This is a genomic window from Sulfuricurvum sp. RIFOXYD12_FULL_44_77 (assembly GCF_001830725.1).
Lineage (GTDB): Bacteria > Campylobacterota > Campylobacteria > Campylobacterales > Sulfurimonadaceae > Sulfuricurvum > Sulfuricurvum kujiense_A.
The window spans coordinates 1-12,800 of sequence record NZ_MIBU01000007.1 but is presented as its reverse complement, the minus strand read 5'-3'; the positions used below and the strand labels follow the sequence as shown (position 1 = coordinate 12,800).

The window sequence follows — 12,800 nt, the reverse complement described above, 5'->3', positions numbered from 1 at the left end:
GACGCTCTATCTCTACTGTTTCACGCTCTATTTGAGTAATTCGTTCAGGCGGATTAGCCGATAAGTATTGCTTGTCGATATTTAATTCATTTTCAACTTTAACCGCTTTTTCATGAGAAACTTTGAAACTGGCTTCCGAACTCTCCCAAAACAATAAATACGAAAAAGCGAATAAAGAGGCAAAAATGATAATGAACAACATCATTTTGTCACGCTCACTTTTATGAGAGAGCGATTGGTCTAATGTATAGAGGTAGTCTTCAATTTGTAATTTCATTTGATTACCGCCTTGAGTTCACTAAGGTAGGATTTTTCCTCTTCATTGTACGAAATAAGTTCAAGATTAAAATCATACTGATCTCGCTTTACATCTGTCAAATGTTTGAGTAATGCAGTAATATCTTGCGTACTTGATGATGTCAATCCAAAGGTAAATATTTTTTTGGTATCGTTCATATCTTCTGCATACGCAACAGTTTTAAGTTGTACACGATATTGATTGAAACTACGGGTAAAATCAGCCATTATTTTGGCTTTCATCGGATAGTTGACTTTTTTATCATGTACTTGTACCAACGTATCTTTCTTTTGTTTATAAGCACTCATCTGCTCATCCAAAAGGGTTTGCGCAGCCTTTTTGTTTGCTAATTTTAAATTGACAGTTGCTTCCCGTGTCATTTTTTCGATATGAACTTGCTCATACTCTTTGGTAAGGACGGCATGGTGAAACTCTTCTACATAGGAAAGTCCCCAATAAACACCGGGGTAGAGCAGGGCTGCAGCTAAAGATGCGGCAGCAACCAAAATGAGTTTCCCGCTATCACGTTTTGCAAAAGGGGGTGGACGGTGAAAAATGGTAAAGTTACATTCATACCGTTCAACTGCTTCTAGACGCCCATAAAGGTGCATCAGCTGATGAATCTGATCTACTCTCTCCCCATTGGTGTTAAAACCGAAATTGAAATCAAACGGGGCTGTTTTGATTCCTAAATAGGTTTGTGCGTATTCATCCAGCCCAAGAACTTTTCCTGCTCCCGTACCGATATAAATTTCATCAAATTTTTTGATGTCATAGGCTCTTTTCGCATAGGTTATGACATCACTGATATGGAGAAAAATTTCACCGAAAAGTTTGATAAGATTTTTTTGGTATTCGGGGTAAGAGGTGTTAAGACCTTCTTCTGCCAGCATCGTTTCAAAAGCAAGAAGATCTATTTGTTCACCTAAAAGTTCACAAAAACGTTCATGCATTTGTTTGAGCGAAAATTTCAGTGATTTGGCATAAATGAACTCTTGCTCACTGTAAATAGAGAAAAATGCGTCATTTTCTTGAAAATAGATAAAACAATGTACATCCGTCGAATCAATGAGCTCTTTTACATAAAGTGATTTGAGTAATAGGGGTACGGGGACAATTTGATCGATGTATTTTAAGGTATCGACGACGTGAAGAAATTCCTGTTCAAGTGTTAGAGGATCGACAACAAAGATATGAAAAAAACGTTCACTTTCTGTACTTCTGTGAATTGCTTCGATATATTTGATATGGTATTCGATGGCCATATCCAAAGCAAGCTCTTCGTATACTTTGTTTTCTAATGCATCGTATATATCATCATCCGGAATATTTTTACTTATTCCGATCAGTGTCGAGATAAACCCTTTTGTATTTAAAAAAGAGACTGCATATTGTTCTTTTGAAAAAGAAGGAGAAGATGTTTTGGATATGGTATTAAACGTACTACCATAATAATCACCTTTGTAAGGGTTCGCCGATACGATGGTTGAATAGGTTTGCTGTTTGCTTTTACTCATCCTCTATCCTATTTAAAATGTACTAGAACCATACCGCAAAAGCGGTTTTCTTGGTAAAACTCTATTCGATAGCTCTTATGAGCGGTATCAATAGAGTATTTTGGATCTAAATCGCTCAATCTAACAGCTAAGTTAGCCTCATCCTTTACCCCTTTTTTGGTAAATCCGATGATGTTAACCCTTGTATTAAGATCATGGTTGATAATCTTAAAATCGGCAGTTACAAAAAAATCTGTAGCAAATGAAATAGTTTCTATTTTCCCATCTTTTAAAACAGTGATCGGCGTAGGACAAAACTCTTTTTGATGATAGCTGGGAACAAGAGAACTTATCTTTTGGTTACCGATAAAAAGATCGTATCGCTTCTGATTTTTTCGTACACTTCCCAATGGATGGGCGAATATAAACTCATTACCATCTGATTGTAGCGGAATGAAACTTAAACTGTTTTTTAAATCCTGCAGATCTAAATAAATATTGTTGTTAATAGTTAGATAATCATGATTTTTAAGTAATTGTTGTATAACAGCAGGCGTGAGCTCAAAATTACGTTCAAATTTTATCCCCATGAGTTTCATATAACATTCAATAGCATGCAGGTGATAAAAAACTTTATGATGCAATGTTGGGAGATTTTTGCTGGTTTCGATGGCGAACGCAGGTTTATTATGGGAAACGGCAAAATAGGTTAAAGAGTGTTTCATCGCTTCATCATCAAAACGGGTGTTTGTATTGCGTACATCGAAAAAATGGTGTCCCTCTATTAAATCGCTATTAAGCTCACTACTTACTTGAGAAGCGATTTCGTTTAAATTTCCGAAAGGGTGCTCGGCATCAAGAACTCCTTGGTCTATAACACACGTTTGTCCCCAAGCGTTAGGGTTGAAAATAGTGTTGAGGTGCTCCTTGCGATAAAATCCGTGACCGTCGTGAAGATTTAAAATAAGGGCGACTTGTTTTTCGGTGATAATGTTTTGAATCTCTTGGACGGTTTCTATATCAGCATCATTTGGATCGACATCGGAGAATTTTCGGTTCATATCACCATTAACGCCACGGCTATCTTGTTGAATACTGAGGCGGTTTAAATCCGGAACAATCCAAAGATTTCCTTGTTTGATTTGATAGTATCGCGATAATAGTGCTGCAGAAAAATAGCTTCCCGGTTCATTGCCATGAATTCCCGCAATGACCAGCAATGTCGGTGAATTAAGAATGTCCGTCTCTTTTTTAATAATATTAAAAGGGAGTGCATGGACAGATGTAATGAAAAGAAAGGAGAGAAGCAAGGAAAAATACATCGGTTATTCTTCCGTGAGAATCGAGATCGATTGATTGGCGTTCAATCGGATCAAAAGCGATTTTTCTCCTTCAAATCGGTGGGAGTCACTCACATAGAGTTGATTAAAAGTAACCCAAAAAAGGTTTTGCTTCTCCCCAGGATAGGGGATAATATTAAGACTGTCCAAAGTAATATTTTTTGTTTCATTTTTGCTGAAAATGCGTTCTTTATAAGCCTTGAACTGAGCAAAACTCATCCCATCGTATCGTTTAAATGAAGTGTCATAGTTCGAGATATAACTATCGAGATCATTATACGTCCAAGCGTATTTCCACTGATATAAACCTGCTAAAATTGCTGAATAAGCGGCAGGTTTAACCCATTGTTTCAAAGAAGAGTCGATAATCAAGAGGGTATTCGATGGATTGATGCTTTGATCCAGTTGGATTAAATCGTTGTTATTGATAGCAATACACCCTTTGGTAAAGGGGTCGCGTGAACCGCTAAGAGGGACGCCGTGAACCCATATCCCGTCTCCGTTTTTACCTCGGATACGGTCATATAAATTGGGGTAAGAGGTGACAAAAGCCATTGGGCCGTAGAAGGGGTCAACACGTCTCTTTTTCTCGGTTAAGGTATAAATACCTATTGGAGTTTTGAGATCTCCTTCTACCCTTTTATCCCCTGCATTTTTTCCGGTAAAGGCACTGTACCGCTTTTTAAGGGAAAATCGTTTTTGAGCATCCGGCGTATATAGCTCTAAAGACCCTTTTTCTTTGCTGCAAGCCAAGAGCGAAAATGCCCGTTCGAAATAACCGAAACGGAGATCTTTGTTGAAAAGGGTTCCTGACCAATAGGTAGGGGTATTCATCTGGCTATCGAGCAATTTTTTACCGCCGCTTTTGTATAACGTCAGAACCTCTGAGGATAAAAGGGTCGTAGCCGCTAAGAGTGAAACAAAGAGAGCTTTTACCATTCGTATCCCAAATCGCTTAGGAATTTTTTATCGGTTGTCCACCCTTTTTTGACCGAGACAAAGAGTTCAAGATAAACAGGTTTGGATGCTAGTCGCTCAATTTTTTCACGGGCATTTTGACCGATACGCTTGATAGCGGCTCCCCCTTTACCGATTATGATCCCTTTTTGAGAATCTTTTTCGACGATAATGGTGGCACGTATGTGCTCTACAGGAGCATCTTCATCTATCTTATCGATAATAACATCCGATTCATAAGGGATCTCATCACTGATGTTATCAAATATGGCCTCACGAATAAACTCTTTGTAAATTGTACGGATCATCTCTGTCGTAATATTTTCAGGATCATACAAATAAGGGGATTCATCGAAATGTTTGACAATAGTATCGAGCAGATCTTTTTTACCGACATTTTTATTCACGGACATCGGAATGAGAGCAAGAAAATGATCACTGAAACGGTTGTATTCTCCGATTTTTTTGAGGAGCTCGGCTTGAGAAATTTGATCAATTTTACTCAGTACAATAATATGTTTGCGCTTGTCGGAGTTAATTTCCAGAAACTTTTCATAATGGACGGTTTTATCGGATGCGGGGGCGAGATAGACAACAATGTCACAATCTCCGATGGCTTTAAGGGCTTCTTCCAACATATATTGGTTAAGAAGTTTTTCGGCCTGATGAAGTCCCGGAGTATCAACGAAAATAATTTGATCGTCATTGTGCATAACGATCGCATTGGAGCGTTTGCGGGTAGCGTTCGCTTTTTGACTTACAAGGGCAATTTTTTCACCCAAAATCCAGTTCATTAGGGTACTTTTCCCTGCATTTGGTCGTCCGACAAGAGCAACAAAGCCTGCTTTATTCATATGTAATTACCTTTAGAGGATATAACGTGCGAGGTCTTCATCCTCAACAAGTGGTAAGAGAATGGTATTAACCATCGCTTCGGTGACGGTAACGGTACTGTTTTTGTGCATTTGGGCGTTAAAACTTATATCTTCCAATACTTTTTCAACGACAGTATGAAGCCGTCTCGCACCGATATCTTCGGTTTTTTCATTGGCTTTTTGGGCATAGTGTGCCATAGCCCGCAGTGCCGCTTCATCAAATTCCAAAGCCATTTCTTCTGTTGCCAACAACGCTTTGTATTGTTCTAACAAAGAATTTTTCGGTTTAGTTAAAATCAAATGAAGTGCATTTTCATTGAGGGGTTCAAGTTCGACGCGAAGCGGAAAACGTCCTTGAAGTTCAGGAATAAGATCGCTTGGTTTAGTGAGATGAAAGGCTCCGGCGGCAATAAAAAGGATATGATCGGTTTTAATGGAGCCGAGCTTGGTCGAGACGATACTTCCCTCGACAATAGGGAGTAAATCGCGCTGCACCCCCTCTTTGCTCGGATCATTCCGTCCTTCACTTCGAGAACTTACGGCAATTTTGTCAATTTCATCAAGGAAAATAATTCCTCCGTCTTCTGCACGTTTGAGTGCTTCACGTTTCATTTGATCGTGGTTCAGAAGTTTTTCGGCAGCTTCTTGTCGTAGGATATCTTTTGCCTCGGCTACCGTAACCTCTTTTTTACTCTCTTCTTTACCCATAATAGAAAACATTTTTGAAAATGATTCTTGAACACGGGCGATTTCAGGAGGCATATTAGTGTCGTTAAATTCAACTCCACGTGCTTGGAGCTCTATCTCAACGATACACTCATCCAACGTTCCGTTACGAATGTTTTCTCGTATTTCCTCTTCGTTTGATGAGAATTGTGAGCTATTACTGAGTAATTTTTGAGTAAGGGTATCGATGACATAGTGTTCGATCGCCTCTTTATTATTCTCGTTGTGTTCTGCTTTTACCATTGATAGTGATGTCATGACCAAATCGCGTACCATGGATTCGACATCTCTTCCGACAAAGCCTACTTCGGTATATTTGCTTGCCTCAACCTTGATAAACGGCAATTGCATCATTTTGGCGAGACGGCGGGCGATTTCTGTTTTACCAACGCCGGTAGAGCCGATCATCAGAATATTTTTCGGCATGATCTCATCTTGCAAAATGGGATCAAGACGTAGGCGGCGATAGCGGGTTCGAAGAGCTAGCGCAATCGTTTTTTTAGCATTATTTTGACCGATAATATGTTGATCCAGATAATCGACAATCTCTTGAGGAGTCATGTTTGTCATCTTATCCAAGGCTCAATGTTTTAATATTGTGGTTCGTGTAGATGCATAAATCTGCGGCAACGCTAAGGCTCTCTTTAACCAGCGTCTCTTCATCTAAAGAGGCATGTTTTTTCAGTGCGCGTGCAGCGGCAATGGCATAACTTCCGCCGCTGCCGATGGCGGCAATTTCACCGTCTTCGGGTTCAACGACATCGCCGTTTCCGGTAAGGATAAAAATATGTTCTTGATTAAGAACAATCATCATCGCCTCCAAACGGCGCAATACTTTGTCTTTACGCCATGCTTTGGAAAAGTCGATTACCGCTTTGATGAGTTCCCCTTTTCGATGGGTTAACTGCTCTTCAAACATATCGAAAAGGTTAAATGCATCGGCAGTGGAACCGGCAAAACCGGCTAAAATCTCTCCGTTATGGAGGGTTCTAATTTTGGTTGCATTGCTTTTTAGAATGCTCTGTCCGAATGTCACTTGCCCATCTCCGCCGATAACGGCTTTGTTTTTACCTTTATAAGCGAGTATGGTTGTGGCATCAAACATTTGCTATTCTCCTTTGACTTCTAAATGGAGTGTCGCGTGGATTCCATGACCGAGTTTGAGGTCTAAGTCATGCAATCCGGTTGTTTTAATTCCGTGTTTGGCATCAAGCTCTTTTTTGTCAATTTCGATATTGTGCTGAATCTTCAGCGCATCGGAAATCTCTTCTTTTGTGACAGCTCCAAAGAGATGCCCTGTGTTTCCGAGTTTTTTAACAATCGTTACTTTGATATCGGCAAGCTGAGCTTTGATGGCATTAAGCCGCTCAATCTCGGCTGCTTCATGAGCTGCTTTTTTCTTTTGTTCCGATTCATATTTTTTTAATACTTCGTTTGTAGCAGCGAGTGCTAACCCTTTGCCGATCAAAAAATTCTTTCCGTAGCCGTCGGCTACCTCTTTAATTTCGCCGGCTTTTCCGACCCCTTTGACATCTTTTGTCAATAATACTTTCATTTTAATCCTTGATTAACCGCGAACGATTACACCGCTATAGCCGACTATACCGTGCGCTAGGTTGGAAACTTTAGTGTATCCCATATCGATCAAAATACGTTGACAGTGGGCACTTCGGCTTCCTACATGACAATACACAACGATGTGTTCATCTTTTTCCAGTTTTGACTCTGTGAGTGTTTGGAAAAAACTGCTCGTCGGTACCAAAACATCCGCTCCGGCGATGCGACCCATTTTCCACTCCATCCATTCACGAACGTCAACCACTTTAAAGCTAACCATACCGAGCTCACGCGCTTCAAAAAGGGAGGTTAGTTCATCGCTATCAAGATCGCTTTTGTGCAATAACATTTCACACTCTTCTTTGGTCAACCCGCGAGAGTGTTGGTGAGTAACCTCTTCGATTCCCATCTCGAGACGCTTAGCCGCTGCGAACTCCGGAGTACAGAAAATTTGACAGTGACAGACGCCCTCTTCGGGTAGCTCTTTTTCGATAGCAGTGGTACAAGGGCAAAGTCGATTATCGGTACTTTGATATTTCCCATCAACCTCTTCAACCATATAACAAGGACAAAAACGTTTGCCGTACATCATTTTATTACGGGCAAGTCCGAGTTGAACCCCCTCATTGATCTCTCCTTGAGGGTTGTAAGACCAACCGAATTGGTTGATTACTTTGTCGGTAAATTTAACCGTTTTTTCGAGTTCCGCTTGGAATTCGTCCGAATTCATATCTATTTTAATGATGCTCATACTCGAATTCCTTTATTTGTTTTTACGTGCTTTACCGGCAATGATAAAGCGTAGAGCGTTGAGTTTGATAAATCCGCCTGCATCTTTTTGATCGTAAACGGAGTCTTCTTCAAACGTACAGTATTCAGGATTGAAGAGTGAAATGTCTGAGCTGCGTCCAACAACCATCACGTTCCCCTTATAGAGTTTGAGTCTAACGGTACCGCGTACGTTTTGTTGTGTTTTATCGATAGCGGCTTGGAGCATTTCGCGCTCAGGTGCAAACCAAAATCCGTTATAGATGAGTTTTGCGTAGCGAGGCATTAATTCATCTTTCAAATGTGCCTCTTCACGGTCTAGTGTCAATGATTCGATGGCGCGGTGTGCTTTGATCATAATGGTTCCGCCCGGCGTTTCGTAGCATCCTCGGCTTTTCATACCGACGAAGCGATTTTCAACGATATCGGCACGTCCGATCCCATGACGACCAGCAATGATGTTGAGTTGTTCCAACATAACCGCAGGGGAGAGTGCTTTACCGTTTAGGCTGACAGGATCCCCTTTTTCATAACCGATTTCGATGTACTCCGCTTCATCGGGTGCATTTTGAGGTGATACGGTCCAGCGCCACATGCTCTCTTCCGGCTCTGACGCAGGGTCTTCGAGGATTCCCCCCTCATAAGAGATATGTAATAAATTCGCATCCATCGAGTAAGGGGATTTTTTACCGCTCATTTCAATTTTGATACCGTGTTCTGCTGCATAGGCGAGTAGTTTTTCTCTTGAGTTTAAATCCCATTCACGCCAAGGAGCGATAATGGTGAGCGCACTGTTTTGTCCGAGGTAACCCATCTCGAAACGGACTTGATCATTCCCTTTACCGGTAGCACCGTGGCTGACGGCATCGGCACCCGTGATACGGGCAATTTCCGCTTGGCGTTTTGCAATCAAAGGGCGTGCGATTGATGTTCCGAGAAGGTATTCACCCTCGTAAATCGCATTAGCGCGAAACATCGGGAAAACATAATCGCGTACAAACTCTTCACGTAGATCTTCGATATAGATATTTTCAGGCTTAATTCCGAGGCTGATCGCTTTGGCACGAGCCGGTTCTACCTCTTCTCCTTGACCGATATCGGCAGTGAACGTGACAACTTCACATTTGTATTCATCTTGGAGCCATTTTAAAATAACACTTGTATCCAATCCGCCGGAATAGGCAAGAACAACTTTTTTAACCTCTTTTTTCATAACTGCATCCTTATCATTGATACCCTGACTCCATATAGTGATTATGGAGTGAATACCGCGATTTTATCAAAAAAAGGGTGAGAAAAGGGTTAAAATTTTAGATTTAGGGAAGAGGGTGGTTCTGTCTGGGTAGATTTGATAAAATTGAGACTGTTTTTGAGCTGTTGCAAGATATGTGCAGTCTGCGCTTTGTTTTTTTCTAAGGAGAGCTTGCTGTGTGCAAGAAGATAGGAAGCCTCTTCCATCTCTTGAAGCGTCTCAAACTGAGGCATCTCATCCAGCAAAGCTGAAAGACGTTCAAAATCTTCAAGAATGAGAGCTGTTTTAAGCTTGGTTAGCCACATCAGTACTCTCTTTCCACGCTTCCAAAAGCCCTTTGAAGACTTGGTTTACTTCATCGATCTTGGTTGAATCGTTGTACATATTGGCTTCTACGAGGAGACGAAGCTGATACGAATAAAGTCCTGATAAATAATGGGAAATATCTCCCTGATTGTAATCTAAAATATTGATAAGTTCACTGATTACAGCATTTGAACGGTTAATCCAATAGGTGCGTCGCTCGATATCGCCATCATTGACGGAGCGCTTTGCCTGCATGTTAAAACGTAAAATTCCTTCATACATCATTTGGATCAATTTTTCCGGAGATTCTACTCCGATATTGTTTTGGGTATACGTATTGTATGCAAGATTGGTATTCATTAAAAGTCCTTTGAGTGTTTCGAATAAATGTTAATAATATTTTTGGAGGGTATTTACCCTTTTTGATCGAATAAGAGTCCGTTTACTTCTTGCATTTTCGGTAAAAGGGCTTCGGCTTGCTCGATGGGGAAACGTCTGAGCATACGGTTACTTTTGGTTTCGATAACGGAGACATAAAAATCTTCCGAAGAATTGTCAAACCCAAATTTCAATGTGGTGTTAAACGGGTTTAGCGATTGATTGAGCTGATCAATCAATTTATCCATTTGCTCTTGGGAATCAATTTTTGTCGTTTTTTGCTCTGTAACGCTTTGGGCAACTTTATCCTGATGGATTTGTGCTTTTTGCATCTGCTGGACACTTTGAACATCTGCAACATTTTGTTTTGGTGCGACACTTTGGCTTTGTTGCATCTTTGCGGTTGTCTGGAAGATTTCCATGGTCATTCTCCTGATAAAAATTATGAGGCAATTTCTACCCCTAAATCGTCAATGAAAATAAAAACTTTAATATTCACATGATAACCTTGCGCTTATGAAACGCTATGTAACTCTTTTACGCAATGAACCGCTCCTTCGTCGCCTCTCATTAATTCAACTGCTTGCGTATTTCGGGGCATGGTTTAGCAATGTCGCGATTTATACACTTTTGATCCAGATGGGTGCTGAGGCAACAACGATTGCGCTGGTCGCGGCGCTCCATTTTTTACCGGGGGTATTTCAAGCTCCCCTGAGCGGTGTGATACTTGACCGTATCCATCCGAAAAAATTGATGATACTTTTGACCCTCATCGAAATATTCTGTACCCTCTCATTAATCAGCATTGATAATATTGGAATGTTATGGTTGCTCTATCTGTTGGTATTTATTCGTATGGGAGCTTCCAGTTTTCATTTCACGGTGGAGATGTCACTTCTGCCGAGAATATTGGAAGGGAAATCCCTTCAAACAGCCAATGAGATCCATTCGATTATCTGGTCCATTTCATACACGTTAGGGATGGCGTTAAGCGGATTGGTTGTTTATTGGGTAGGGGTTACAATGGCCTTCATCCTTGATGCGGGGTTATTTGTTATCGTCCTCACACTGATATCTAAAATTAAAATTGAAGTAGAACTCTCTCAAAACGGCTCAAAGCTAAGTGCGATGATGAGGGAAGCTTTCACCTATATACGTGCCAATCCGATTGTGTACCATTTGATGATACTTCATGCGGTTCTAGGTTTTACGGCATTTGATGCACTGGTTGCATTGGCGGCAAAACAGTACTATTCGCAAATCATTGCGGTATCGTTAGGGATAGGATTGCTCAATGCCGCACGTGCATTTGGCCTTGTCATCGGTCCGATGGTGTTGGGTCGTTGGATTAATAATGCGAGGCTAGGGTGGCTGTTTCTTGCCGAAGCGGGTGCAATAGCTTTGTGGGCACTGCTGATCGATGATTTTTACGGATCCTTGATCGCTTCGGTAGCGGTCGGGTTTGTGACGACGACATTATGGTCGTATACCTATACGTTATTGCAGCATCATACCCAGAGTGATTTTTACGGTCGGGTCATTGCTTATAACGATATGGTTTTTTTGGGAGTCGGGGCATTCGTCTCTTTATTGATCGGTTATTTGGCGGCATCCGGAATAACATTAGGGATGATTACCCTCATATTGGGGGGAGTATTTTTGATCGCGGCTTTTTATTACGAATGGGTACGGCGAACGTATGAACTTAAGGAGTTTGAATGAAAGATGAGATGATAGTGGTAGTTGAGGGAAAGGAGATTGATTTGAGCAAAATAACTCGTCTCTATCCCGCTGCACTGATCAGTGCCGGAGGGGAGAGCGCCTCAGTATCTTTAGAATGGGCGGAGCTCAAAGCGGAACAGATTACCCTTGAAGCGTATGTTTTGATGTGTGATTTTGATCCCGTGGGGGAAGTTCCCCTCAATCGTATAGAAGTGCGATTTGAGACGAAAGAGGAACTATTTGCCCTTATGCAAGAGATTGCCCAAAAGCTTCAAAACTGAATACTTTACTTATGAAACAGCGTGTTCTTAGGTTAGCCATTCCTGCCGCACTAAAACATTTTCTTGATATTGTCCAAATCCTCATTGATATGCTTATGGTGGGTATTTTAGGCGTTGCGGCATTGGCAGCGGTCGGGTTGTCGATGCAGTTTATGATGGTGATTCAGGCTGTAATGACTTTTTATGCTGTCGGTTCGAGTGCGTTGATTTCTCGATACATCGGGAGCGGTAGAGTTCATCGCGCTTCGGCAGTGGTCTTTGTCGGACTGTGGGTAGCCGTGGGAGGATCACTCATTGTCGGTTTGATCGGATGGAATTTTTCGGCCGATTTTTTTCGTTGGATGGGATCGAGTAATGAGGTTATTGCCCTTGGAAGCGGATATTTCGGAATTGTCTCCTTGGGGATGAGTCTTATTTTTCTCGACACGTTAGCGTACAGTGCACTTTCTGCTGCGGGTGATACACGGACCTCTCTTTTTATTAAAATTGCTTCCGCGTTCCTTAATGCCGGATTGAATTATGTTTTTATTTTCGGTCACGGCGGATTTGAGGCGATGGGGGTCGAGGGGGCGGCATACGCGACGGTGTGTGCCTATGGATTCAGTGTTGTCATCTATGGATGGCTTTTAATCCGAAAAGGGGGCGTATTGGGAATCTACCCGATATTTCTCCTGAGTGATCTGAAAAAAATGATTGCTATCGGAACTCCGGCCGCGGTTGAGAGAGTTGTGGGGGTGACATCGTTTTTATTGTTTGTTATGATGATCGCTTCGCAAGGGACGGAAGCTCTAGCGGGATATCAGATCGGATTGCGTATTGAGGCATTGGCGTTTATGCCGGGATT

At 41.5% G+C, this 12,800-nt stretch carries 15 protein-coding genes and 1 pseudogene; 3 read left to right on the top strand and 13 right to left on the bottom strand.

Translation table 11 applies throughout. The features are described 5' to 3' along the window. The 13 genes and pseudogenes from A2517_RS00400 to A2517_RS00340 form a co-directional block, all read right to left on the bottom strand. A pseudogene (locus A2517_RS00400) lies at positions 1–277 on the bottom strand (hypothetical protein); the annotation flags it as partial. Next, a complete protein-coding gene (locus A2517_RS00395) occupies positions 274–1,815 on the bottom strand; it encodes a hypothetical protein (protein WP_294893379.1) in 1,542 nt (513 codons plus the stop codon). The pseudogene A2517_RS00400 and the gene A2517_RS00395, both read right to left, overlap by 4 nt. 8 nt (positions 1,816–1,823) lie before the next feature. After that, entirely contained in the window at positions 1,824–3,116 is a 1,293-nt protein-coding gene (locus A2517_RS00390) for a M99 family carboxypeptidase catalytic domain-containing protein (RefSeq protein ID WP_294893378.1), read from the bottom strand. Between the two features lie 3 nt (positions 3,117–3,119). Further along, complete coding sequence (locus A2517_RS00385; protein WP_294893377.1) at positions 3,120–4,073, bottom strand: L,D-transpeptidase family protein; 954 nt, start codon at positions 4,071–4,073, stop codon at positions 3,120–3,122. Next, a complete protein-coding gene (gene era, locus A2517_RS00380) occupies positions 4,067–4,945 on the bottom strand; it encodes a GTPase Era (protein ID WP_294893376.1) in 879 nt (292 codons plus the stop codon). The genes A2517_RS00385 and era overlap by 7 nt, the downstream gene beginning before the upstream one ends. A gap of 12 nt (positions 4,946–4,957) precedes the next feature. Continuing rightward, positions 4,958–6,253: an HslU--HslV peptidase ATPase subunit gene (gene hslU, locus A2517_RS00375; RefSeq protein WP_294893380.1), complete on the bottom strand. Its 1,296-nt coding sequence runs from the start codon at positions 6,251–6,253 to the stop codon at positions 4,958–4,960. A gap of 10 nt (positions 6,254–6,263) precedes the next feature. After that, on the bottom strand, positions 6,264–6,797 hold the full coding sequence (gene hslV, locus A2517_RS00370) for an ATP-dependent protease subunit HslV (RefSeq protein WP_294893375.1): 534 nt from the start codon (positions 6,795–6,797) through the stop codon (positions 6,264–6,266). 3 nt (positions 6,798–6,800) lie between these two features. Next, positions 6,801–7,247: a 50S ribosomal protein L9 gene (gene rplI, locus A2517_RS00365; protein WP_294893374.1), complete on the bottom strand. Its 447-nt coding sequence runs from the start codon at positions 7,245–7,247 to the stop codon at positions 6,801–6,803. A gap of 12 nt (positions 7,248–7,259) precedes the next feature. Further along, on the bottom strand, positions 7,260–8,000 hold the full coding sequence (locus A2517_RS00360; RefSeq protein ID WP_294893373.1) for a ferredoxin-thioredoxin reductase catalytic domain-containing protein: 741 nt from the start codon (positions 7,998–8,000) through the stop codon (positions 7,260–7,262). Positions 8,001–8,012: 12 nt separating this feature from the next. Next, complete coding sequence (locus A2517_RS00355; RefSeq protein WP_294893372.1) at positions 8,013–9,230, bottom strand: argininosuccinate synthase; 1,218 nt, start codon at positions 9,228–9,230, stop codon at positions 8,013–8,015. Positions 9,231–9,319: 89 nt separating this feature from the next. After that, entirely contained in the window at positions 9,320–9,574 is a 255-nt protein-coding gene (locus tag A2517_RS00350) for a hypothetical protein (protein WP_294893371.1), read from the bottom strand. Continuing rightward, complete coding sequence (gene fliS, locus A2517_RS00345; RefSeq protein WP_294893370.1) at positions 9,555–9,935, bottom strand: flagellar export chaperone FliS; 381 nt, start codon at positions 9,933–9,935, stop codon at positions 9,555–9,557. The genes A2517_RS00350 and fliS overlap by 20 nt, the downstream gene beginning before the upstream one ends. A gap of 53 nt (positions 9,936–9,988) precedes the next feature. Next, positions 9,989–10,375, bottom strand: a complete 387-nt coding sequence (locus A2517_RS00340) for a flagellar protein FlaG (protein ID WP_294893369.1) — start codon at positions 10,373–10,375, stop codon at positions 9,989–9,991. Positions 10,376–10,469: 94 nt separating this feature from the next. On the opposite strand from A2517_RS00340, the gene A2517_RS00335 reads away from it, so the two are divergent. The 3 genes from A2517_RS00335 to A2517_RS00325 form a co-directional block, all read left to right on the top strand. Further along, a complete protein-coding gene (locus A2517_RS00335; protein WP_294893368.1) occupies positions 10,470–11,675 on the top strand; it encodes an MFS transporter in 1,206 nt (401 codons plus the stop codon). Further along, on the top strand, positions 11,672–11,956 hold the full coding sequence (locus A2517_RS00330; RefSeq protein ID WP_294893367.1) for a hypothetical protein: 285 nt from the start codon (positions 11,672–11,674) through the stop codon (positions 11,954–11,956). The genes A2517_RS00335 and A2517_RS00330 overlap by 4 nt, the downstream gene beginning before the upstream one ends. An 11-nt stretch (positions 11,957–11,967) precedes the next feature. Continuing rightward, positions 11,968–12,800 (top strand): MATE family efflux transporter (locus A2517_RS00325; RefSeq protein ID WP_294893366.1); only part of this gene is annotated, 833 nt, incomplete at its 3' end.